Source organism: Pedobacter fastidiosus (genome assembly GCF_014306625.1).
Classification (GTDB): domain Bacteria; phylum Bacteroidota; class Bacteroidia; order Sphingobacteriales; family Sphingobacteriaceae; genus Pedobacter; species Pedobacter fastidiosus.
This window is the reverse complement of record NZ_JACRYL010000008.1, coordinates 18,400-40,902: the sequence shown is the minus strand read 5'-3', so window position 1 is coordinate 40,902 and position 22,503 is coordinate 18,400. Positions and strand designations below refer to the sequence as shown.

Annotated in this window: 23 protein-coding genes; 17 read left to right on the top strand and 6 right to left on the bottom strand. The window is 33.8% G+C overall.

Annotated features, from left to right (window positions below; all coding sequences use genetic code 11):
- Positions 1–108 precede the first annotated feature (108 nt).
- The 3 genes from H7U22_RS10255 to H7U22_RS10245 all read left to right on the top strand — a co-directional run bounded on the left by H7U22_RS10255 (position 109) and on the right by H7U22_RS10245 (position 2,989).
- The gene (locus H7U22_RS10255) at positions 109–1,095 is read left to right on the top strand and encodes a 2-hydroxyacid dehydrogenase (protein ID WP_187071271.1); all 987 of its coding nucleotides are present in this window, start codon (positions 109–111) and stop codon (positions 1,093–1,095) included.
- Between the two features lie 139 nt (positions 1,096–1,234).
- Positions 1,235–1,867, top strand: a complete 633-nt coding sequence (locus H7U22_RS10250; protein ID WP_187071270.1) for an ABC transporter ATP-binding protein — start codon at positions 1,235–1,237, stop codon at positions 1,865–1,867.
- A 6-nt stretch (positions 1,868–1,873) separates the two neighbouring features.
- A complete protein-coding gene (locus H7U22_RS10245) occupies positions 1,874–2,989 on the top strand; it encodes a hypothetical protein (protein ID WP_187071269.1) in 1,116 nt (371 codons plus the stop codon).
- Positions 2,990–3,568: 579 nt separating this feature from the next.
- Here H7U22_RS10245 and H7U22_RS10240 read toward each other — a convergent pair.
- Positions 3,569–4,123: a DNA-3-methyladenine glycosylase I gene (locus H7U22_RS10240; protein WP_187071268.1), complete on the bottom strand. Its 555-nt coding sequence runs from the start codon at positions 4,121–4,123 to the stop codon at positions 3,569–3,571.
- 325 nt (positions 4,124–4,448) lie between these two features.
- Here H7U22_RS10240 and H7U22_RS10235 point away from each other — a divergent pair, with 325 nt between their 5' ends.
- Positions 4,449–6,662: an alpha-galactosidase gene (locus H7U22_RS10235; RefSeq protein ID WP_187071267.1), complete on the top strand. Its 2,214-nt coding sequence runs from the start codon at positions 4,449–4,451 to the stop codon at positions 6,660–6,662.
- Positions 6,663–7,079: 417 nt separating this feature from the next.
- Here the strand turns inward: H7U22_RS10235 and H7U22_RS10230 are convergent, their stop codons facing one another.
- Entirely contained in the window at positions 7,080–8,042 is a 963-nt protein-coding gene (locus H7U22_RS10230; RefSeq protein ID WP_187071266.1) for a GlxA family transcriptional regulator, read from the bottom strand.
- A gap of 130 nt (positions 8,043–8,172) precedes the next feature.
- Between H7U22_RS10230 and H7U22_RS10225 the strand changes: the two genes are divergently transcribed.
- The 6 genes from H7U22_RS10225 (at position 8,173) to H7U22_RS10200 (ending at position 11,563) form a co-directional block, all read left to right on the top strand.
- Positions 8,173–8,667 carry a DinB family protein gene (locus tag H7U22_RS10225; RefSeq protein ID WP_187071265.1) on the top strand — a complete coding sequence of 165 codons (495 nt, stop codon included), beginning with the start codon at positions 8,173–8,175 and terminating at the stop codon, positions 8,665–8,667.
- 47 nt (positions 8,668–8,714) lie between these two features.
- Positions 8,715–9,089, top strand: a complete 375-nt coding sequence (locus H7U22_RS10220; RefSeq protein WP_187071264.1) for a DUF1801 domain-containing protein — start codon at positions 8,715–8,717, stop codon at positions 9,087–9,089.
- Positions 9,090–9,136: 47 nt separating this feature from the next.
- Positions 9,137–9,559 carry a VOC family protein gene (locus H7U22_RS10215; protein ID WP_187071263.1) on the top strand — a complete coding sequence of 141 codons (423 nt, stop codon included), beginning with the start codon at positions 9,137–9,139 and terminating at the stop codon, positions 9,557–9,559.
- 70 nt (positions 9,560–9,629) lie between these two features.
- Entirely contained in the window at positions 9,630–10,010 is a 381-nt protein-coding gene (locus H7U22_RS10210) for a DoxX family membrane protein (RefSeq protein WP_187071262.1), read from the top strand.
- 95 nt (positions 10,011–10,105) lie between these two features.
- Positions 10,106–10,537: a DUF2147 domain-containing protein gene (locus H7U22_RS10205; RefSeq protein ID WP_187071261.1), complete on the top strand. Its 432-nt coding sequence runs from the start codon at positions 10,106–10,108 to the stop codon at positions 10,535–10,537.
- A 9-nt stretch (positions 10,538–10,546) separates the two neighbouring features.
- Positions 10,547–11,563, top strand: a complete 1,017-nt coding sequence (locus H7U22_RS10200) for a WD40/YVTN/BNR-like repeat-containing protein (protein WP_187071260.1) — start codon at positions 10,547–10,549, stop codon at positions 11,561–11,563.
- Between the two features lie 347 nt (positions 11,564–11,910).
- Here the strand turns inward: H7U22_RS10200 and H7U22_RS10195 are convergent, their stop codons facing one another.
- The gene (locus tag H7U22_RS10195; protein ID WP_187071259.1) at positions 11,911–13,509 is read right to left on the bottom strand and encodes a hypothetical protein; all 1,599 of its coding nucleotides are present in this window, start codon (positions 13,507–13,509) and stop codon (positions 11,911–11,913) included.
- A 316-nt stretch (positions 13,510–13,825) separates the two neighbouring features.
- Here H7U22_RS10195 and H7U22_RS10190 point away from each other — a divergent pair, with 316 nt between their 5' ends.
- The 7 genes from H7U22_RS10190 to H7U22_RS10160 all read left to right on the top strand — a co-directional run bounded on the left by H7U22_RS10190 (position 13,826) and on the right by H7U22_RS10160 (position 19,551).
- The gene (locus H7U22_RS10190; RefSeq protein WP_187071258.1) at positions 13,826–14,641 is read left to right on the top strand and encodes a TerC family protein; all 816 of its coding nucleotides are present in this window, start codon (positions 13,826–13,828) and stop codon (positions 14,639–14,641) included.
- A gap of 110 nt (positions 14,642–14,751) precedes the next feature.
- Complete coding sequence (locus H7U22_RS10185; protein WP_187071257.1) at positions 14,752–15,450, top strand: HAD family hydrolase; 699 nt, start codon at positions 14,752–14,754, stop codon at positions 15,448–15,450.
- Positions 15,447–16,283 (top strand): phosphoribosyltransferase family protein, encoded by an 837-nt coding sequence (locus tag H7U22_RS10180; protein WP_187071256.1) that lies wholly within the window; start codon positions 15,447–15,449, stop codon positions 16,281–16,283. Before H7U22_RS10185 ends, H7U22_RS10180 begins: the two co-directional genes overlap by 4 nt.
- 1 nt (position 16,284) lies before the next feature.
- On the top strand, positions 16,285–16,839 hold the full coding sequence (locus H7U22_RS10175; protein ID WP_187071255.1) for a TerD family protein: 555 nt from the start codon (positions 16,285–16,287) through the stop codon (positions 16,837–16,839).
- 4 nt (positions 16,840–16,843) lie between these two features.
- A complete protein-coding gene (locus tag H7U22_RS10170) occupies positions 16,844–17,458 on the top strand; it encodes a TerD family protein (protein WP_187071254.1) in 615 nt (204 codons plus the stop codon).
- A gap of 24 nt (positions 17,459–17,482) precedes the next feature.
- Positions 17,483–18,580: a toxic anion resistance protein gene (locus H7U22_RS10165; RefSeq protein WP_187071253.1), complete on the top strand. Its 1,098-nt coding sequence runs from the start codon at positions 17,483–17,485 to the stop codon at positions 18,578–18,580.
- A gap of 8 nt (positions 18,581–18,588) precedes the next feature.
- Complete coding sequence (locus H7U22_RS10160) at positions 18,589–19,551, top strand: hypothetical protein (protein ID WP_187071252.1); 963 nt, start codon at positions 18,589–18,591, stop codon at positions 19,549–19,551.
- 155 nt (positions 19,552–19,706) lie between these two features.
- Here the strand turns inward: H7U22_RS10160 and H7U22_RS10155 are convergent, their stop codons facing one another.
- From H7U22_RS10155 to H7U22_RS10145, 3 genes are all read right to left on the bottom strand, one after another.
- The gene (locus H7U22_RS10155) at positions 19,707–20,570 is read right to left on the bottom strand and encodes a dienelactone hydrolase family protein (RefSeq protein ID WP_187071251.1); all 864 of its coding nucleotides are present in this window, start codon (positions 20,568–20,570) and stop codon (positions 19,707–19,709) included.
- 63 nt (positions 20,571–20,633) lie between these two features.
- Positions 20,634–21,635, bottom strand: a complete 1,002-nt coding sequence (locus tag H7U22_RS10150) for a phosphotransferase enzyme family protein (RefSeq protein ID WP_187071250.1) — start codon at positions 21,633–21,635, stop codon at positions 20,634–20,636.
- Positions 21,636–21,644: 9 nt separating this feature from the next.
- The gene (locus tag H7U22_RS10145; RefSeq protein ID WP_187071249.1) at positions 21,645–22,391 is read right to left on the bottom strand and encodes a TlpA family protein disulfide reductase; all 747 of its coding nucleotides are present in this window, start codon (positions 22,389–22,391) and stop codon (positions 21,645–21,647) included.
- Positions 22,392–22,503 lie beyond the last annotated feature (112 nt).

Below are 22,503 nucleotides of genomic sequence, written 5' to 3'. Positions count from 1 at the left end.
TATTAAGATATTGGAGCAGGCCTGTAATGAAAATTACAGGCCTGCTGTTTTATTGGCCTTTCGGAATATCCAATTTAATATCTCTACCTTACACCAAACCCCATCTTTATGAAAATTGCCGTATTCAGTACCTGCCATTACGATCAGGAATTTCTTGAGCGTTTTAATACAAGGCATGATCTTGTTTTTTTTGAACCTGCGCTCAGTTTACAGAATGCGTCGCTTACTAAGGGATTTGACGCCACTTGTATTTTTGTAAATGATAGGGCAGACCGAGAATTGATTTCTTTGCTTCATGATAACGGCGTGAAACTTATTCTACTGAGGTGTGCAGGCTTTAATCATGTCGATTTGGAAACTGCGACAGAACTTGGAATAAAAGTTTTTAGGGTTCCTGCTTATTCTCCAGAAGCTGTGGCAGAACACGCTATGGCGATGATCCTTACCTTAAATCGGAAAACACACAAAGCTTACAACCGGATACGTGAAGGAAACTTTTCCTTAGAAAAACTGATGGGCTTTAACTTGCATGGTTGCAAGGTGGCGCTTATTGGAACGGGGAAAATTGGCAAAGCTTTTTATAAAATTCTTAAAGGATTTGGTTGTAAAATAATTGCATTCGATCCATTTCCCGATGCAGAATTAGAAAGTGAAGGCTTACAATATGGAACACTCGAAGAAGCACTCTGCGATGCTGAAATTGTTTCCATGCATTGTCCATTAACGGATGCTACCCATCACATGATCAACTCAATTACACTAAAGCTTTTTAAAAAAGGAGCCATGCTCATTAATACCAGTAGAGGCGGACTTGTTTCTACAGCTGATGTAATTGAGGCGCTTAAAAGTGGTCAGTTGGGTTATTTAGGCTTGGATGTTTACGAACAGGAAGGAAAGCTTTTCTTTCACGATTTATCAGAAGATGTTATTCAGGATGACCTTATTTCAAGATTGATTTCTTTTCCAAACGTGCTCATTACTTCTCATCAGGGATTTTTTACCCGTGAGGCCATGGAACAAATTGCAAGTATAACATTTGCCAATGCTGATGCATTTATATCTGGCAAAAATCTTGAAAATGAATTAGTTATTTAAGTCTAAGCGTAAATTTCAATATGGATTAAAATTTACTGTTTTAGATCACAGAAATAGGTAAAAACGACCTAGATTGTAACAAATCATTGTTGAAAACAATCTCAACGGGAACACAAATCTTATTTCATTTTGATGGCTTATGCTCCGTTTCCATAATTTTATAAAATCTTACAATTCCAGAAAAATAGTTGAAATAGGAGAGTTGGAACTTTCTAATGGGATTTATTGGTTAAAAGGCATTAATGGATCTGGCAAAAGTACCTTGCTCAAATCAATTTGTGGCTTTCTTCATTTTGATGGTGAAATTTTTCTGAATGAAGTAAACTTAAAAAGGGATGGAGTCGACTATCGTAAAAAAATAAATTTTGCGGATGCCGAACCCATTTATCCAGAGTTTTTAACGGGTAATGAGATGATCAAGCTATTTCTAAAAGCCAAATCTGGAAGCATTACTAAAGCCGAATATTATATAAACAGTATGGATATGGGCAATTATCTCAACAATCCACTCGGTACATACTCTAGCGGAATGCTAAAAAAGCTTTCTTTGGTTTTGGCATTTCTAGGAAATCCCACTTTAATTTGTTTAGATGAGCCTTTAATAACAATTGATATCGATTCTCTTTCAGTGCTTTATCAATGGATTAAGGATAAACATGAAAAGGAAAATACGGGATTTATACTTTCTTCTCATCAACCATTTGATCTTTCGATCTTAAATAATGTCATTACGCTTTCTTTAGAAAACGGGAAATTATACCCTTCATCATAAGTAATTATGACGGAGATCCTCAAAAAGATATTTGCGAATGGTTTTTTTAAAATGCATGCCGGTGCACTACTTTTTTTATTTTCTACTCTAATAATTTATTTCTTTTTTATAAATACCTTTGGTACTGTGCCAATGTGGGCAGTAACAGAATGGAATCTGGCCATAACTTTGGCTCTAGTAAGTAGTCCGCTGGTTTTAATTATTTATTTTATAGTTTGTTTAGGTTATGGCTTTAAAAGTTGGCAGTACGTTGTAAAGCAACTATCTATTGCTAATAATGAATTTTTATTTTACAGCACAACATCTTTTAGAAAATACATCCAGTTTAAAAGCTGGTTTCTGGTTCAGTTCAAAATTTTTCTTCCCTTATGGATCTACACCATATTTGCAACTGTTATTGGCTTAATTTATGGTTATTATTTACTTCCAATTTGTATTGTGTTGTTTTTAGCTTTTCTTAATGCCTTCATTGCATATAGTTATATTCAAAGAATAAACAGTCTTGTCCACAAAAGAGCAACAACAGTAGCTGGCTCGCTTACTAAAAAATGGGCAAAACCTTTTTTTATTCTTTTTACTTATCTAGTGTTGGATAAAATGAAACTAACTTTCTTAATCACCAAGATTGTTTCATATCTATTTATAATTTGTATTTCGTTATTTTTCACTGAAACTGCGAAAGAATTTTCTATCGGCACTTTAACGATAATTATCTTAATTACAGCGCATGCAATAATTATTTATAAGGAATATGGTTTTAACGAGCGCTTTTTATATTTCTCGCATAACTTTCCTTATAGTAAAATTAAAATGTTTCTTGGCCCATGTTTAAATTATTTAGTATTACTGTTTCCAGAAATTTTATGGCTAGTTACTACTCAACGTTTTGATCATTCTAGTCGCATCATCTTATTAGGGTTATCAATTTTACTCCTATATAGAAGTATAATGTATGCGATTGGCAATAACATGAAACGCTTTTTGTTTTGGATATTTCTAATTTTTAATGTTCTGTTTTTAGGCTTCCTTTATGCACTGACTTGGTATTCTGTTCCGATAATCCTGATTATATCCTATCTAATATTCAGCAGAAATTACTCAAACGAGCACTTATCCGATTAATATACAGTAAATTTAAAAGGGCCACAACATCCATTGTGGCCCCTCATAGTCATATTATTAACTAAACTAAACTGTACATAAGACAGTAGCAATAGTATAAAGGTTGCATCTTCAAGAAATTAAATTTTCTATCTTCAATTTTCGAAAAATAATTTTTAGCTTAATCCTTTAATAATGAAAAGTATTTTTTCTCCCCTTCCAGTTCTGGTTTAAGTCCGTTCTGGTTTAAGTCTTCCGCAGGGCGACTTAAATCCCTTTTGAAAACCAAGGTCTCCAGACCGAAATTAGCTTTCTGTATTAAACATTTCAAAGAAAGCCCACCGCTTGCGGTTCTGTTTTTTATTGCTTTGTAAGTGTTTTATCTTAAGACAAAGTCTTCGTTTTTATTATAGATTTAAGAGACCGCTGAATTAGCGAACTCTTAAACCAGTTGGGGATAAAAAATTTTGACTTAATCATTTAATTAGCAAAGGTATTTTTTCTCCCCTTCCATGATGTTGTTTCTCCAACCGGTGGTAAATTTCTCAAAGGTTTATTAATCGCTCTTTAATCGTTTTAAAATCTAAATTTTTCATCCAATTATTTTTTATTTAGCCACATTGGCTGTAGTTTTTCGATTTTCTTATTAATAGCGCAGTTAGGCGAATGAGCTCCACGCAGGTAACCAATGCTCATTAAAAATTCGTTAACAATTTCTCCACCTGTAAATTTAAATGTTTTTTTAAAGAGCTTAACCCATTCTTCTTTAGTTTTAGGATGATGATTTTCTAACCATTTTTCAAAAGAACCAAATTCTTTCTGAAGTGACATAATGCTTTTCGCATTCTCGATAGCAGCATTTACTTTCAACTTGTTGCGGATAATTCCGGCGTCATTTAATAAACGTTCTCGATCTTGTTCAGTATAATTGGCAACCTTTTGAATCTCAAAATTACTATACGCTTTTCTAAAGGAAATTTCCTTTTTTAAAATCGTTTCCCAACTTAAACCGGCCTGATTAATTTCAAGTATCAATCTCCCAAATAACTCATTATCATCATGAATAGGAAATCCATAATGGTTGTCGTGATAGTTTTTGTGTAATGCTTTCCGCTCTTCGGGTTGCATGGTTTCTATATGATCGCAATAAGCCATAATTAATTTTTGTAAAAGGACTGTTTAAATTCTACTGGTGTTAATCGCCGCATAGTTTGAAATTTTGCTTTTACCGTTAAATTATTAGTGCATAAATAAGTTTTGCGTTTCAATAATCTCCGAAGATAGGTTACTTAAGATTTTACGGTAGGAGCACACAATAAATGACTTCAATATGGTGGCGATATATAAATATTTCCTGCAAGATAATTAATTTATAAAATGTAAATCGAAAGAAATAATAGCTGTTAAGCTATAAATTTTATATTTGTTCTCTACGCTGTTTTAACATGAATAAAGTGGCAGTGCTCCAAAACCTAACCAAATGAATAAACAATCCCATAAAGTAATAAAATCTTTAAAGTTCGCTTTTAGCACTGCAATCGTGAGTTTGATGTTTTCGAATATCACAATCGCTCAAGTAATCATTCCAATAGAAACCGAACATAATGCCCTTGTACTTCAAATTGAAGCAGGTAAGGATGTAAATACGATATACTTCGGTAAAAAGCTTAATTCGGCAAAAGAATATAAAGAAATAAGCAAAACATACAAGCAAACCAGTGATTACACTGGGCAATTAAATTCCGCTTACACTCCATCGGGATCTAGAAATTTAGTAGAGCCCGCAATCTCCGTTATTCATAGTGATGGAAATAATAGTCTCAATTTGGAATATCGTTCTCATGGCACTCAAAAAATAGACGATAATGTATCTATTATTTCTGTTGTACTTAAAGATCCGGTTTACGATTTTTATGTTAAACTAAATTATAAATTATACTTTAAAGAGGATGTGGTAGAACAATGGACAGAAATTGATCACCATGAAAAGGGAGATGTAGTGTTGCAAAAATTTGCCTCAGCTAATCTTCATTTAAAGGCGGAAAATTTTTGGTTGCGTCAATATCATGGCGATTGGGCAAAGGAAATGCAACCAGAAGAAAGCAAAATAACACACGGTATTAAAACGCTTGATAGCAAATTGGGAACCAGGGCAAATCTATTTCAGCCTTCGGTATTTATGGTTTCTTTGGATCAACCTGCAACAGAAAATCAGGGAAATGTTTTGTACGGAGCCATGGAATGGAGTGGTAATTTTCGGGTTGATCTGGAATTAGATTATCAGGATAACCTCCGCATTATTGCAGGAATGAATAATTATGTATCTCCATATAAGCTAAAACCGAACGAAACCTTTGTTACACCAAAGTTTCTTTATACTTTTTCTGATCAGGGAAAGGGAGGCGCAAGTCGTAAGCTTCAAAACTGGGCCCGTAATTATCAGATGTTAAATGGAAAGGGAGATCGATTAACGCTTCTAAATAATTGGGAAGCAACATATTTCGATTTTAACGAACAAAAACTTGCTGATTTATTAAAGGATACAAAAAAGCTTGGTGTCGATATGTTTTTATTGGATGATGGCTGGTTCGGAAACAAATATCCCCGAAATGATGATCATGCTGGCTTGGGCGATTGGCAGGAAAATAAAAGTAAGTTGCCAAATGGTATTTCTTCTTTGGTTAAAGAAGCACAGAATAACAATGTAAAATTCGGGATCTGGATTGAACCGGAAATGGTAAATCCGAAAAGTGAGCTTTATGAAAAACATCCGGATTGGGTTGTAAAACAACCGAAACGTGACGAATATTATTTTAGAAATCAATTGGTTCTAGATTTAAGCAATCCTGAAGTTCAAAACTTTGTATACGGAATTGTAGATAAACTTTTTACTGATAATCCCACTTTGGCGTACATTAAATGGGATTGTAATGCGGTAATTTACAATGCTTACTCATCACATTTAAAAGATCAATCGAGTTTTTACATCGACTATGTTAAAGGATTATATTCGGTTTTGGAAAGAATCAGAGCTAAATATCCAAAAGTACCAATGATGCTTTGTTCTGGTGGTGGTGGCCGGGTAGATTACGCTGCGCTTAAGTACTTTACGGAATTTTGGCCAAGTGATAACACTGATCCTATGGAGCGTATTTTCATTCAATGGGAATATTCCTATTTCTATCCTGCAATTTCTAGCTCGAACCATGTTACCGATTGGGGCAAACAACCTATAAAATTTAGAACCGATGTGGCCATGATGGGAAAACTAGGTTTTGATATTGTGGTGAGCAAACTTCCAGAAAATGATCTTCGATATTGCCAGGAAGCAATAAAAAGCTATAATGAAAATAAAACCATCATTTGGCAAGGCGATCAATATCGTTTATCCAATCCTAGAGAATCTAGCGTTGCATCCATGTTCTATCTAGATTTAGCTAAATCATCTGGTATAATTTTTAATTACTTAGTAAATAACAGATATGGCGAAAACAGTAAGTTTCCAATTAAACTGCAAGGTCTTGATTCAGCAAAGAAATATAAGCTTAAAGAGATAAATCTATATCCGGGAACAAAATCATCGATTGATGAAAGTAAGATCTACAGTGGAGATTTCTTAATGAAGATAGGATTTAACCCGGATGTAAATTCGGGTAGAACCAGTGTTGTTATAAAGTTAACAGAGGCTCAGTAACAATAAGAAAGATTCAGGAATAGCAGCAGAAATCTATTCATAAAAGATCAATTGAATTAAAATTCGTCGTAGTACCTAGGAATCTGCTCAGCAGAATAATAGCAATAAGTAATGATGGCAAATGAGAATGCGTAAAATATTAGAACGGCTAATAGGAATGTGCTCATATGAAACGTGATTTGGTTAGTGTTATTTTAACGTTAAGTTATCATAAATTTAAAGGAATAACGCATTTATTTCCAAAATGTTACTAACATTAATGGATAAGTTTTTGATAAAATAAAATTCCTTTTTACTAAGTCTTTGGATATTTAAATTTAAAGTATTTTAACAAAGACAGGGTTGAAGTTCATTCATATAGAGTGAGTTAGTAGTACGTTTACTGCTTTTAAATATGTTCTAATACAACATAAATTACTATCTCGCCTGGAATTTATCTCGGTATTCTGATGGTGTCATTCCCACAGCTTTACGGAAAACCTTTCTAAATGCTTTTGGGTCGTTGTAGCCAGAGTTATAGATTACTTCTGTCATTTGTTGCGCAGTTTCTTCCAGTAGTTTTTTAGCGGCTTCAATCCGTGTTTGCTGTAGGTACTCTATCGGTGTTATTCCAATCACTTGTTTAAATCTCCTAACAATATTTCGCCTACTTGATGGAATGTCCTTAATCATTTCTTCAATTGTGGAAACATCTTGATAATTACTTTCAATTTTTTCTTGAGCGGACGCTACTAAATTATCATTATGATGCCTGGATGGTTGGAAAGAACTGAAATAAGATTGATTTTGTCTGTCCATATCAATGGCAAATATTTTAGCAGTCTTTATTGCAATTTCTTTTCCGCAATGATTTTGTAGTAAATGTAGCAACAAGTGGAATGAAGAAGTTGCCCCTCCACTTGTATATAATCTTCCATCTTGCGTAACCGTTTTATCGCCCTTAAGTTTTACTGCCGGAAAAGCTTTCGAAAAGGCAGAACAAGCATCTACATGGGTTGTTGCTACCTTACCATCTAGCAAGCCCGTTGCGCCGAGTAAAAATGCGCCCGTACAAACTGTTGCTATTTCTGCATCTGCTTGATATTGCTTACAAAGCCAAGGAATAAACGCAGCATTAATTTTAATCGAATGTTGTATGTTTTCAGTTGTAAAAGCAGGAATTACAATTAAGTTGTATTTTTCATTTTTGGCAATAGACTCAGCTTTATAAGCATCGAAAAAACCATCTGTTTGATCATCATTATTTAAGAGATTAATTTCATAGGGTGGTTCCTTTCCCATTTCTTGATGGAATTTGTTTGCAGTTCCAAAAACATCCAGGATGGCTGCAACGCTTAATAATTTATAATGTTGAGTGAGTAAAATACCTACTTTGATCATTGGCTAGATTTTTTATTATTCTAAATATATAAAAATTGTCTTAAATGCCCCCCCAATATTGACTTTTAAGGCAAGGATAGTTAGCATCCAGATGATTTAACTTTACTGATGTTAATCTTAATTCTTAGATATGAAAACGAATCCAGTAAGTAGTCGACTATATGGCATTTTGATTTTATTCGAAATGCACACAGATTTTTTAATTAGAGCGTTAAATGGCATAAATGAGGAAGATGCACAAAAAAGACTCGATACCAAAGCTAATCATATCGCTTGGATTACTGGAAGTATGGTTTATGGGCGATACTATTTAGCCAAATCTTTTGGAATTGAACTTAATTCTGTAACTGATGAACTTTTTAAAGATAATAGAGGAATCATTGATGATGCAAATTACCCAACTCTTAATAGGTTAAAAAAAGATTGGAATAAAATTTCGCCAATGCTACACGAAGTTTTAATTAATGCTACAGAAGAGAAATTAGATGAAGCTTATAAAGTGCCGGGAATGGAGATTACTTTATTCGAAATGATATCTTTCAGCACCTATCGGGATGCAAACTGTATTGGCCAAATTGCATTATGGAGGAGACTATTGGGTTATTCAGGTATGAATTATATGTAACTATTCATAAATATTTATAGTAAGTTAGAGTTAGCCTAATTGTAAAAATGAAATTCAAGCAAACTCAATTATTAGGAAAAGAAGAGGTAGATGTTTATTTAGAAAATCTAGATCATCCTTTTAAAGCCGAAGTGGAATTATTAAGGTCTATAATTCTGAGTGCTAATGATCAGCTCGAAGAAAGAATAAAGTGGAATTCGCCAAGCTTTTATTTTGTAAAAGATTTTGCAGCATTTAATCTTCGTGCAAAGGGATACGTACAAATCATTTTTATTTTTTATGATGGAAATATAATCGAAAGCGAAGGATTGTTACAAGGTAAATGGAAAGATAGGAGAGAAGCTAGGTTTTACAGTTTAATAGATATTCATAATAAAACCAGCCAGCTCAAAGATTTTGTAAATGATTGGATTAAACTATAAACAAAACAAATAATAATTAATTGCTCTAGGGCACAAAAAACAAAAACATGGCAACAGTTAACTCGTATTTAAATTTTAATGGCAACACAGAGGAAGCATTTAATTTTTACAAATCGGTATTTGGGGGCGAATTTATTACAGTACAGCGTTATAAGGATACCCCTGCTTGTGATGGAATGATGGCTGACGAACAAGATAAGATCATGCACATTGCTTTACCCATTGGTGGCAATGTTTTAATGGGTACGGATGTTATAGCACCAATGCCAATGGCCACTTATGGAACAGGTATTTCGCTCTCGGTAGATGCGGAGAGCGAAGAAGAAGCCCACAAAATTTTTAATGGTTTATCTGCTGGTGGAACGGCTACAATGCCTCTTGATAAAATGTTTTGGGGAGCGCTTTTTGGAATGCTTACCGATAAATTTGGGATCCATTGGATGGTAAATCACGATTATAAAACAAAATAATTTATAAAGGTTATTAATAGACCTTGCTTTTAGTAAATTTAAACTAACCAATTAACCAAAACTAGATTTTATGAAAATTGCAATTATTATTGTTAGATTACTTCTTGGTGCTCTGTTTGTATTTGGAGCTGTAGTTTATTTCTTTCATATTCCAATGGAAGAGCCAGCAATGTCGGTCGATCAAAAAACATTCATGTCGGGCGTAATGGCATCTGTTTATTTGTTTCCGTTAATTAAAGCTACCGAGCTTATTTGTGGCCTTGCGCTGGTAATTGGTCGTTTTGTTCCGCTGGCAGTTGTGGTTATTTTCCCAGTTACCCTAAACATTTTTCTTTATCATGCTTTTTTAGGTCCGAAAGACTTGCCTATGGCGGTTATTTTACTTCTTGCAAATTTGTTTTTGGCTTATGCCTACCGTAAAAATTATACCACATTGCTGGTTGCTAAGTAATTTTTTGCTGTTTTTTTGCTTTCTCATAATTTTTGATGTTTTTTACTGTTATAAAGGTCAAATTACTATCTTTAAACACTAACTAAAAATTAATTATGAGAAAGCTCCCATTTCTAATGCTATTATTTATTGCGATATCCTACAACGCAATTGCCCAAAGTAAAGATGCCATTGTAGGTAAATGGTTAAATCCTTCAGGAGAAGGACAAATAGAAATTTATAAAAAAGGCGATAAATACTATGGCAAACTGGCTTGGTTAAAAGAACCAAATCTTAACGGAAAACCTAAAATGGATGCTAACAATCCTGCCGAAAATCTTCAAAAAAGACCATTGTTAAACTTAGAAATTTTAAAAGATTTTGTTTATGAGGATGGTAAGTGGACTGATGGAACTATTTATGATCCAAAAAGTGGTAAAACTTATAGCTGTAACATGACCTTAAAAGGTAACGACGTTTTAAATGTTCGAGGTTATGTTGGAATTTCGCTTCTTGGCCGATCGGAAACATTTAGAAGAGTTAAATAAACAATTTAGATGAAAAAATTAATCTGGTGCTTATTAATAGCACCTTTTTTTTGTACTGCCCAAACGTATTCGTTTAAGGCTCTCAATGAGAATACCAAAACCAGTATTCGTGGCTTAAACATCGTTTCTGATCAGGTAATCTGGGTAAGTGGTAGCAATGGAACTGTGGGCAAAACAACTAATGGTGGTGTAAATTGGCAGTGGGTAAAGCCTAAGGGATATGAGAAATTAGATTTCAGAGATCTAGAAGCTTTTGATGATAAGCAAGCCATTATTGTTAATGCTGGTTCTCCTGGTTACATTTTAAAAACTATTGATGGGGGAGAAACATGGACAGAAACCTATAAAAATTTGGATAGCGCTATATTTTTAGATGGAATAAGTTTTTGGGATAAAAACAGAGGCATAATCTTTGGTGATCCAATCAACAATAAAATGCAACTGCTAAAAACCATTGATGCAGGCAAAACTTGGGTAGATATTTCGAGTAATCTTAAATTCCCAGTAGCAAATGGCGAAGCAGGTTTTGCTGCAAGCGGAACAACAATTAAAACCTTACCTGGTGGCAAAGTTTGGATAGCCAGCGGAGGGATGGTTTCTAATATTTATTATTCTCCTGATTATGGAGAAACATGGCAGATTTTTAAATGTCCAATTTGGCAAGGAGAGAATAGTACGGGGCCTTTTTCAATGGATTTTTATAATGCTAAAAACGGAGTTGTTGTTGGTGGCAATTATGTAAAAGACAAGGAAAACAGTAATAATATATTGTTGACCAATGATGGAGGTAAAACTTGGCAGAAACCAACAACCCCGGTTTTGGGCTATCGTTCGGGAATAACTTATATCAACGGAAAAACTTTGGTAGCAATCGGAACTTCAGGTTCTGATATTTCTATTGACGGTGGCAAGAATTGGAAACACATCTCTGATAAAAGTTTTAATGCTGTTCAGAAGTCTCCAAAAGGCAATTCTATAATTTTAGCTGGGGAGAAGGGATCTGTTTATCAATTGGAAATGAAATAAAAATTCCAAAAAACAGGATGTAACAAAAGTCTAAATCCAAGAATAGTTGCCAAATTAAATTTTTCGAGTGATTTTTACCTCACCCTGTTAAGATTTTTTGCTTTGGCTAGTGTTTTGCTGTCACTCTCCTTGAAAATAGAGATTTAATGACCTGTGAGAGAGAGTTCCGATGGTTCAAAAAATAGTCTTTCGTTTCCCTCTCCTCAAGGAGAGGGATGCAATGCCAACCCAAAAACCACAAACTTTCATAGGGAGAGGTTAAAAAGCAGGTTTCAAAACAATATTTTTATTCTGTTTTGACAGAATGATTTTTCTTTTTGAGACAGCCTCTTCTTATGTTTTTTCAGCTAGAGCTTCTCAACAAATACTGGTGTTTCAGATACCTCAACAGTCAATTTGCCATTTACTGTGTTAACTGTTTTGTCTAACGTAACATCTTTACCTGGTTGCAAAGTATGGATAATGGCTTGTTTAGAATCACCTAAGTTAAGTTCGTAAGTTCCGGTTCTACCTTTTTGGTCAGGAATTGTTAATACATACATTTCTTTCTTATCAAGCTTATATAAATCCACAATCGGATCAGCACTTAAAGTTGAATTATAAAAATAATTACCTAAAAGATTTTTTGTTTGTAACATATAATCTGCAGATGGTCTTCTACCAGCACTATTTACAAATCCTGATGATGAGTATTGGATTGTGCTGTTAATATCAACATCATCCAGCATATAAAACATACATCTTTTTAAGCCTTTTCTTGCATACAAAAGAGAAGTTCGCAAATTCCAATCTGCCTGAGTTATTGAGGATGTCTTGGTTCCGATAGCAATGGCTCTCTGTGGTGTTTGTGTACCAACATCATAACCCGTCTCCGTAATCCAAACAGGCACATTATTAGCATTATCTTTTGCCATTGCAATAAATTTATCAGCAACACTTCCAATATTCGAAAGCTCTGGTGATACGCCAACAGTTGCGTTTCCGCCATTCGTAAATGCATTGTTTGGATATAAATGATAGTTAATTACATCAAAGCATAAATCAACTGTTCCATCTGCTTTTGTACCTCTATTTTTCTTGCACCAGTCAATCATTTTAACAACAAAATTAGGATCAGCAGTAGCAAGCCCGCCCATGACTACAACCATATTTGGATCTGCTGTTTTTACGCCCACATTCTTGCCTAATTTGCCTTTATTGCCATCGTAAAATGCCGACATATTGGCTGCATATTCTTCTGGTGTTTGTTCTGCTTTTTTACCTTTCCACCACTTATCTCTTTCATTATCACATTCGATATATTTAATTAAGCCCAAACCTATTTTTACAGTATTAGCTCTATCTCCTGTCCAGCGAAGAGAGGCATCTACAGTTACAAGAGTTGGGTCGATACTTTTATTGGTTCCATATCTAGCTGCAACTTGGAAACCTGCTTTAGCCTGAATAATGTATGACGCCGGATCGCTTCGATCTAAACCATAAGGTGCAGGTACGTTGTCGCCATCACGTTCACCTACCGGATAGGTATTAGCCAACCAATCTGGGCAATTTTTCATATCGAGAAGCACATCTATATTCACATCTTTCAGCTTCTGGTAAATTAAATCGTAATCCCAACCCCCATTGTGCCCCGGACTAAATGTGTATTTTCCTTGCGCTGGCTCAATTCTCATCCAATCAAGATAATGCCTAATTCCAGAAAAGGATTTTAACAGGTTTATTTTGGCTTCATCTATTACTTCATGGTTGCTTTCTTGCGTAACATCCCATTCAAATGCATTTACTGCAATAAAATCTTTAAATGGAGTTGAAGATGATACAATTCCGTTTCCGGTTGGCGTTACAGTTGTCGAGTTACTTGAATTGTCCGTGCTCGAATCGTTATTTTTCTTTCTACAAGCCGTAAAAATGAAAAAAAATAGAAGTGGGATGGCGAAATATTTCATGATTAATTTAGAATATTTTTAACTTATGTGAATAGTGGATGAGACAATCAAATATAGAATAATTAACTGATTCTCAAATGTTTGATTTTTACGTTTATCTTTAAGTGATTGATGGTCAGCTGTGTTGAACGTCTGCATTAGGATTTATTAAACATTTCGATTAATAAAAAAATATTAATCTGTAACAGAACTTTAATCGGCCATTCTAATAAAAGATACTCCTTATGCAAAATATATGTGTCAAAACTTTTAGGAACGGGAATAATTTGTTTCTTTGCTATACTAAATTTAATTTGACGAACTTACTATTAGATCTATGGATTTCTTACACACAATTTTAGGCGACGATATTCAAGCCGGACTACTTATTATTTTAAACTTAATCGTTATTGAAAGTCTTCTTTCTGTCGATAATGCTGCTGTTTTGGCTACAATGGTAATGGATTTACCTAAAAATCAAAGAGATAAAGCACTTAAATATGGTATTATTGGTGCTTATGTTTTTCGTGGAATTTGTTTATTTCTGGCAGCGTGGTTGGTTAAGATTTGGTGGCTTAAACCATTAGGTGGATTGTATTTATTATACCTTGCTTTTGATTATTTTAGAAAGAAAAATTCTAAAAATAATACAGAGGAAGAAGAAGTAGATAAAAGCAAAAGCTGGATTTATAAATCTACAGTGGGCTTAATTGGTACATTTTGGGCAACAGTTGCTTTGGTAGAGGTTATGGATCTTGCATTTTCAATTGATAATGTTTTCGCTGCGGTGGCTTTTACCGATCACATTTGGCTAATCTATATCGGGGTTTTTATTGGTATTTTGGCCATGCGATTTGTTGCGCAAGCCTTTGTTAAATTAATGGAAAAATTTACTTTCTTAGAAACCGTTGCCTTTATTGTTATTGGCGTTTTAGGCTTAAAATTAACCTCATCATTGTTTACTCACTTTCAGCCAAATTCTCCAATTTCTCATTTAATAGAAGGCGAAAAGACTGATCTTTTTGTTTCGATTTTTACTGTTGCCATATTCATTTTACCCGTACTTTCCTCCTTATTATTTAACTATCCCAAAAAACATAAAAGCGATATTCAGGTTGCCGATAAAGCTGAAGAGGTTTTAGAGAAATCTTAAATCTGGATAAATCTTTTATTGTAAATTCTATATACACATATTACAATTTGTAACTCAAATTTGTAATATTAGTGTTTCATTTTACACTAAATAAGGAAAATATACCATTAATGGCATTTTACAAACACTATTCGTTCGATTTGTGGCTAACGCTAATTAAATCTAATCCTACGTTTAAACAAGAAAGAACAAGATACTTTTTTGAGAAATACAATGCTAAGCAAAAAAGCATAGAAGAGATTGCGGTAATTTTTCGTCAGGTAGATTTAATGGTAAATGCCATTAACGAAAAAACGGGTAAAAATGTTGATGCCGATGAAATGTATCTCATGGTAATCACTATGATAAATGATTTTTCTTTCAATTATGATGAAGTGGATTTAGAAGCACTTTATTTGGAAATGGAAAGTCTTTTGCTTAATCACATGCCTTTGTTGTACTGTAACAATTGCATTCCCGTTCTATCTAAAATTAAAGAGGCCGATAATAAAAGCTCAACAAATATTTTGAGTAATACAGGCTTTATAAAAGGTAAAACATTGCGAAAAGTATTAAGCCATTTACAAATCGATCAGTTTATAGATTTTCAGCTTTATTCTGATGAAGTGCGTATGTCTAAGCCCAATCCTGATTTTTTTCAACTTATGCTGAATACGATCGATAAACGGAAACATCCCGAACTTGCACTTACAGAAGTAATTCATGTTGGTGATAATCCTGTTGCCGATGTTAATGGCGCACACGCGGTCGGCATTAATGGTTTGCTTATCAATTCAAATAATTTATCTATTTTACACTTACTCTCATGATACCGTATAGTTACTCACTCCATAAAATAGATAATACCGTCGATTTTGGCTTTGATGCCAATGATTATAGTCGTTTTAAGTTTGGTGATAACTTAGTAGCCAGATCTTTCGGAAAAGACTTGGCCGATGGTTTCATTAAATATTATCTGGCTGATAATTTAATTACAGATCAGATTGTAGTTATTTCTAGTCCATACAGTTTTATTCCAACGGCAACTTTTGCCATGAAAAACTATTTCGTAAGTCAGCTAAACCGTTGGCTGGTCGAAAATGGCGGTTTATCAATTCAAGAAGCTAAGGTACATCGAACCATTACCTACAAGGAAGATTATGGTGAACTGAGCGCAGAGGAGCGAATGATGTTGATCGGCAATGATTCTTTCCACATCGATAAAGATTTTTTAGAAGGGAAAACGCTTTTGTTTTTGGATGATATTAAGATCACTGGAAGCCATGAAAGGATGATTCTTAAAATGGCAAAGGAATATGGACTTAAGAATGAAATTCACATGCTTTATTTTGCCGAATTGATAAATAAAAATATTCATCCCAACGTAGAAAATTTCCTAAACTATCATCAAATAAAATCTATTTTTGATCTGGAAGAAATTATTGAAAGTGGAAATTTTTGCTTCAACACCAGGATTGTGAAATATATTTTAAATACAAGTTCAGATAGCTTTTCAATCTTTTTGGAACAAAGAGATAACAATTTTATAAATCAGCTTTACGATCTTTCCTTAGGCAACAATTACCATACAATTGAAGCGTATGCACAAAACTTACATCTAATTAAGAATTACATAAAAAACAATAATTATAAATTAATTTAATATGGCTATTAATTTGCAAAAGGGGCAGAGAGAAAATATCGATGCTCCGAAATTTACTATAGGTTTAGGTTGGGATACCAATAGCTCATCCACAGGTTCTGCCTTTGATTTAGATGCTTCCGTTTTCTTATTAAGCGATCAGAAAAAATTAATTTCGGATGAAAACTTTGTGTTCTATAACAATTTAGTTTCTCCAGATGGATCTGTTGAACATACTGGCGATAATTTAACGGGCGATGGCGATGGTGATGATGAACAAATCAAGGTTGATTTAACTAAGGCTGATTCAAAAGTTAGTGAAATTTGTATTGTTGTAACCATTCACGATGCAGAAAATAGAAGACAAAATTTCGGTCAGGTAAGAAATTCTTTTGTACGTATTTTTGATGCAGTAACAAACGAAGTTGTATTAAAATATGAGCTTGAAGAAGATTTCTCCATTGAAACGGCTGTTGAGTTTGGAAGAATTTACAAGCGTGAAGGCAAATGGAAATTCGAGGCAGTAGGCGTTGGAATGAAAGGTGGTTTACAGGATTATATCAATAAATATCAATAAAATTATGGCAATCAATCTTCAAAAAGGACAACGTATAAGTCTAGAAAAAAGCAACGGAAGTAAGTTACAGAACGTTTGCGTAGGTATTAATTGGGGCGCTATAGAGAAAAAAGGATTATTCGGTTTCGGATCATCAAAAGAAGCGGTTGATTTAGATGCGAGTTGTGCCTTGTTTAACGAAAATAAGCAACTTACAGAAGTAGTTTATTTTGGTAATTTAAAATCTAAAAATGGCTCTGTTAAGCATAGTGGCGATGATTTAACTGGAGATATGGGTGGTGATGATGGTTTGGATAATGAAATTATTACATTAGATTTTTCTGGATTAGATGCAAGCGTAACTTATGTTGCATTTGTTTTAAACAGTTTTAGAGGTCATGATTTTGGAACCATTCCATTTGCATCTATCCGTATTTACGAAGGAACCACTAAAAGAGTAAATGAAGTATTTGCAACTTACGATATTGCGCATGGATCAAACTTTGCTGGACATGTTTCTATGGTGATGGGCGTTTTCTACAAGAAAAATGGAGAATGGAAATTCAACGCAATTGGCGAGCCTACAAAAGATAAAAAATTAGAAGATACCGTTAAAACAGTAGCTCAAGCATATTTATAGCCCTAAGCTTATAAATTAAAAACTATGGAAACCAACCCTAACGTTACTCAAAGTCTTACACCGGTTAAACTGGATAAAGATGGGAATGTAAACCTCGAAAATATAACAACCGAAGAAACTGCAAAGTATAAAGAGCTTGGTAAATCTTTGGAACCTTCTGATGTCAATTCTATTTTAAACTATGGAAGTGATGCACAGAACTCAATGGAAAAATACAGTAATGAATTTCTTTCATCTGTAAGAACGTACAATAGTGGCGAAGTAGGTGGATTGATAAACGAACTGCTAACAGAACTGAATTATATTGATGTTTCTGAGCTTGAGCAAAGTGGTTTTAAATCATTCATTTCCAGAATTCCTTTTTTAAAGAACTTGGTTGTTGATGTTAAAAAGCTATTTCAAAAATATGATGTAGTGGTTAACAATATCGATAAAATAACCAATAAAATTAAAGCTGGTAGATTAAATTCCATCAAGGATAATAGTTCGTTGCAAACCATGTTTGATAGCAATGTTAGCTATATCCACCAGATGGAAGACCTTATAATTTCTGGTCAATTGAAGTATAATGAGCTGAACATAAAACTTGCAGAAATGGAAGGTAGACCAGCTGATTACGAAGATTATGAAATTGCCGATTTAAGAGATTTCATCAGTAGATTGGATAAAAGATTGGCCGATATGAAAATTGTACGTTTTATTATGCTACAATCTTTGGCTCAAATTAGAGTGGTTCAAAACAATAACACATCTATCGCAGAAAAGGCTCAATCTATTGTTTCCACAACTATTCCAGTTTGGAAAAATCAATTAACCATTGCGGTTGCATTACAAAGGCAAAAGGCCAATGTAGAAATGCAGAAAAAGATTTCGGACACAACAAATACCATTTTGCAGAAAAATGCAGAAATGTTGAAACAGAATAGTATTGATGTTGCAAAAGAAAACGAAAAAACTGTAGTTTCGTTGGAGACATTAAAAATGACGACTTCTTCTTTAATTGAAACGCTAAACGAGGTGAAACAAATTCATGAGGCGGGTGCGCAAAGTAGAAGAGTACTCGATGGCGAATTGAAAACTTTGGAAGCAGAGTTGAAAAAGAACGTGACGAGGGTGAGTTAAATTAAACCATGGATGAATACCGTTTAAATATTCTAAAACAATCAAACACAGAGATTAACCGTTTACAGTTGCTCTCTGTGTTTTTTGATGAAGAAATTATTTATAAAATTTACCTCCGAAGCCAGGTTATTCATCAATTATTTGCTGGAAATGAAGATCTAGAAATTGAAAAATTAGAGCTTTTTCATCTTCAGTTTACCGCTAGTGTTATCGATCTTCTTAAAAAAATAAAGAAGAGCAACGAAAAAAATGTTGTTTTAATTTACGATGAAATCAACTTAAATGAAGAGTTGATCGATCGAATGTCAGGAGCAGTCGTGAGTCAAAAGAATTTCAATATCGATAAGCAAAGGCAATCTTTAAAAATTAATCAAACGCTAAGAAAACTCTTCGAAGTACTTTCCGATTTAACATCCGATTTTCCTTTTGCTAAAAATATTAATGTTTTTAGTTCTAAATATGCCAACGATTTTTATTTCGATTTAAAAACAGATCAATTTTCGAAGCTGATAGATTATCAAACAAAGCAGGTTTACACCAATGTTTTCGCCACGATTGAGAAAAAATTGATGGGGAAATTGTGTAAATACGATTTTAAAACAGCGTTTTTTATTGGTTTAAAATCTGGCGAACTCGTTATCGAAGTTTATAAATTTTTAGATCTCGACAACTACTTCTTATTTTTTCCGAGTCGGAATCTTTTCCTTTTCTGTGATCTAGAAATCTTAAACGGATTAGATCAATCTAATAACTTATCTGAAAGAGAAAAAATTGTTCAAGAATTGCAGTACAAAAATGATAAACTCGCCAGTAATGCCGCGGTTTTAAAAACGGCAATTCCTGATGAGATTATTGCTTTGTTAGAAGATAGCTATCATAAAATTTCAGACATTAATTTCTTGAACCATCTTAATAATTTCGATGTTCAGTCGAATATTTTGAAAGCCATGCTAAAGACTGATCTTTTTTAAAATTTAAACTTCACCATTCAAGGGTAGGATAGCAAACTAAAAATCGATATTTACATCAAGCCGAGTCCTAATCCTGTCGTTATGCTGAATTCATTTCAGCAACTTTTTTTGTACGATAGACCCTGAAATGAATTTAGGCTGATGATCGTTTAGTTTTATCGGGTTAGAAGCGCTAACTTGTTTTTAAACAAATCAATCGTTCTCTGCCAAGCTAACTTTGCGGCGGCTTCATTATATCTTGTTGGCGACGTGTTGTTATTAAAAGCATGGTTTACACCTTCGTAAATATAAAGTTTGTAATCAATTTTATTGTCTTTTAAAGCTTGTTCGTAAGCTGGAATACCGGCATTAATACGCTCGTCTAAACCACCATAATGCAACATTACACTTGCTTTTATTTTAGCAACATCGGCTGTAGCGGGTTGTGCGCCGTAATAAGCTACTGCAGCATTAAGTTTGGGGTCATTCACAGCAAGTTTGTTAGCCATTCCACCGCCCCAACAAAATCCTACGCAACCCACTTTTCCATTTCCATCCTTTCTTTTGCGTAAATAGTCAAGTCCTTTTAAATAGTTCTGCAGATTTTTTTCAGGATCTAGTTTTCCAATCAGTTCTCTTCCTTTATCTTCATCAGCTGGAGTACCACCAAGAGGTGACAAGGCATCAACTCCAAGGGCAATAAAACCTTCTGCGGCTACGCGTTTGGTTACGTCGATAATATGCGGATTTAAACCTCTATTCTCGTGAATAACCAATACAGAGCCTAAATTCTTTTTGCCTTTTGGTTTGGCTAAAACAGCTTTAATTTCGCCATCAGCGCCAGCATAAGTGATGTTCTCAATCTCTATTTCATCACTGATAAATTCTGCAGCAGCTGCATAATTATTTTCCAGCATGGGCAAAATTGTCATAGCCAAAGCTGTACTACCTGCAAGTATTGCCAGCTTTTTCATGAAATCTTTTCTGTTTAACTGGCTGTGCGTGTACTGATCGTAAAGGGTGATTATTTTCTGGTCCATAGGGTTGATTCTGAATTATTTAACCAATATAACTAAGCTGGAGGAGATTTGAAAACGCATTGCTTAAAAGTTACAATACATTTCTACCCACTTTTTAATCAACTCTACTCTATGTTTAACATATCGTGGCGTCAAAAATGCGTTAGACCAATCATCGTAGTTATCGTAAAAGAATTTTAAAAAGAAAATATGAAAGGTTATACCCAAATAGGGAATGGCTTTTATCTCATCCGCAGTAAGATTTCTGTTAATTTGATAAGCTTTTAAAAAAGTTTCAAAATCTTTAATAGCTTGTTCTTCTGAAATTAGATTGTTTAGTCTATGGAAAAAGTAATGATTGAGAAAGGACATTAAATCATTAATTAAATAACCTTCTCCAGCAAAATCAAAATCAAAAAAGGTGATGTTTCCTGCCTCATCAAAATGGAAGTTTTTAGGAAAAAAATCGTAATGGCAATACCCAAAGCTAAAATTATCAGTATCGAATTGTTTAAACTTTGTAATAACTTTCTCTGAAATTTCTTCCAAGTATTGATATTCATCTGGCATCTCAGCAAAATGAGGTCTCAGCGTTTTAATAGGTTCGAAAAGCGTGGTATTGAAATTATAAGGCTGTCTTGTATTTTTAAGTTTGATGGATGAGGTAGTATTGTGGATGAGCGCCAGTTCCATTCCAAATTTTTCTAAATCTTTGATGCTTAAATCAAGAACAACTTTTCCTTCCGCATAAGAAAATAAAACACCATTTCTAATCCCTTCAGCGGCATTAAATTGTTGAATCTGTTTACCGTTTAAATCTTTTATAGGATGGGAAACTGGATGATTATTTTCTTTTAAAATATTTAACAGTTCTACTTCCGCTTCAATTTCGCTGAATTTTCTATGTGCATCACGATAAATTTTGAAGATGAATTTCTCGTTTTCATTTTCCAATATATAGGTATCGCTTACATTTCTTATCAATAAACTACATGCTGTAGATGCATCTAATTGATAAATCTCAATTAAATATTTCTTCAGCGCAACTGAAGATAATGTTGAATATTGGGCTGGGAAGATCTGCATAAAAATCAATTATTTCGCTACTACGGCTTTGATTGCCTCTTTCAAATCTGGCAATGTTAACCTCGAACTTCCTACAGCCGCATGGGTTATAACATGATTTCTATCCGTTACGATATATGCAGGAAATGCAGTAATTTGATAGGCATCAGAAAGTGCTTTTCCAGAACTGATTAATTGAGCATTTCTAAGCGGCAATTCTTTTAGTTTCTTAACCGCAACATCGTTATTATCTGTCGTGATGGCTAAAATTATTACATCCTTTGGGTCTCCTAATTCTTTTATAAACGCACTTAAAGCAGTAAAATGTTCGGTGCAAGTACCACAGCTTGCGTACCAATAAACTTGAATAATAATTTTATTGGCCAGTTGCTCAGGTTCGTAAAAAGCTGTTAATGGCGCAATATCGAGTTTTTTGCCTTTGTAAATAAATGGATTTTTAAGCTCGGTGTGTTCTCTAATAATCGAACTGAACTTGCTCACTTCTTCATCAGATAATCTTGTAACAATTTGTTTTCCATATGTAGCTTTCTCCGTGCTATACTTCAGTGAGTATAATCCACTACGGAATAGTTTGTCGTATTGGTAATAGTGCAAAGCCTTTCCTTTTTCATCGTAAAAAACTAAGGTTGTATCCGTTTTGGGGATCATGTTCCCTTTTAGAGTTACTATAGATTGTACTGTTCTAACTTTAGAACTATCTTGAGCATGGAGATTTAGAAAACCGCAAAGAATTGAGAGCGTAATAAGATATTTCATATAATTTGGTTTGAACATGCAATTTAGTAATTTGAAACATATAAAATTTGATAGTTAATTTATATCGCCATAATAAGACTACCTTAAGCGAGATTACAGGCAACGGCTTTAA

Coding starts and splice junctions, on each gene's coding strand:
- H7U22_RS10150 (WP_187071250.1), bottom strand. CDS start 21,635: ATGCAGATCTTCCCAGCCCAATATTCAACATTATCTTCAGTTGCGCTG.
- H7U22_RS10190 (WP_187071258.1), top strand. CDS start 13,826: ATGGATTTCTTACACACAATTTTAGGCGACGATATTCAAGCCGGACTA.
- H7U22_RS10200 (WP_187071260.1), top strand. CDS start 10,547: ATGAAAAAATTAATCTGGTGCTTATTAATAGCACCTTTTTTTTGTACT.
- H7U22_RS10225 (WP_187071265.1), top strand. CDS start 8,173: ATGAAAACGAATCCAGTAAGTAGTCGACTATATGGCATTTTGATTTTA.
- H7U22_RS10170 (WP_187071254.1), top strand. CDS start 16,844: ATGGCAATCAATCTTCAAAAAGGACAACGTATAAGTCTAGAAAAAAGC.
- H7U22_RS10205 (WP_187071261.1), top strand. CDS start 10,106: ATGAGAAAGCTCCCATTTCTAATGCTATTATTTATTGCGATATCCTAC.
- H7U22_RS10210 (WP_187071262.1), top strand. CDS start 9,630: ATGAAAATTGCAATTATTATTGTTAGATTACTTCTTGGTGCTCTGTTT.
- H7U22_RS10155 (WP_187071251.1), bottom strand. CDS start 20,570: ATGGACCAGAAAATAATCACCCTTTACGATCAGTACACGCACAGCCAG.
- H7U22_RS10180 (WP_187071256.1), top strand. CDS start 15,447: ATGATACCGTATAGTTACTCACTCCATAAAATAGATAATACCGTCGAT.
- H7U22_RS10235 (WP_187071267.1), top strand. CDS start 4,449: ATGAATAAACAATCCCATAAAGTAATAAAATCTTTAAAGTTCGCTTTT.
- H7U22_RS10160 (WP_187071252.1), top strand. CDS start 18,589: ATGGATGAATACCGTTTAAATATTCTAAAACAATCAAACACAGAGATT.
- H7U22_RS10220 (WP_187071264.1), top strand. CDS start 8,715: ATGAAATTCAAGCAAACTCAATTATTAGGAAAAGAAGAGGTAGATGTT.
- H7U22_RS10145 (WP_187071249.1), bottom strand. CDS start 22,391: ATGAAATATCTTATTACGCTCTCAATTCTTTGCGGTTTTCTAAATCTC.
- H7U22_RS10240 (WP_187071268.1), bottom strand. CDS start 4,123: ATGGCTTATTGCGATCATATAGAAACCATGCAACCCGAAGAGCGGAAA.
- H7U22_RS10245 (WP_187071269.1), top strand. CDS start 1,874: ATGACGGAGATCCTCAAAAAGATATTTGCGAATGGTTTTTTTAAAATG.
- H7U22_RS10195 (WP_187071259.1), bottom strand. CDS start 13,509: ATGAAATATTTCGCCATCCCACTTCTATTTTTTTTCATTTTTACGGCT.
- H7U22_RS10250 (WP_187071270.1), top strand. CDS start 1,235: ATGCTCCGTTTCCATAATTTTATAAAATCTTACAATTCCAGAAAAATA.
- H7U22_RS10215 (WP_187071263.1), top strand. CDS start 9,137: ATGGCAACAGTTAACTCGTATTTAAATTTTAATGGCAACACAGAGGAA.
- H7U22_RS10230 (WP_187071266.1), bottom strand. CDS start 8,042: ATGATCAAAGTAGGTATTTTACTCACTCAACATTATAAATTATTAAGC.
- H7U22_RS10165 (WP_187071253.1), top strand. CDS start 17,483: ATGGAAACCAACCCTAACGTTACTCAAAGTCTTACACCGGTTAAACTG.
- H7U22_RS10255 (WP_187071271.1), top strand. CDS start 109: ATGAAAATTGCCGTATTCAGTACCTGCCATTACGATCAGGAATTTCTT.
- H7U22_RS10175 (WP_187071255.1), top strand. CDS start 16,285: ATGGCTATTAATTTGCAAAAGGGGCAGAGAGAAAATATCGATGCTCCG.
- H7U22_RS10185 (WP_187071257.1), top strand. CDS start 14,752: ATGGCATTTTACAAACACTATTCGTTCGATTTGTGGCTAACGCTAATT.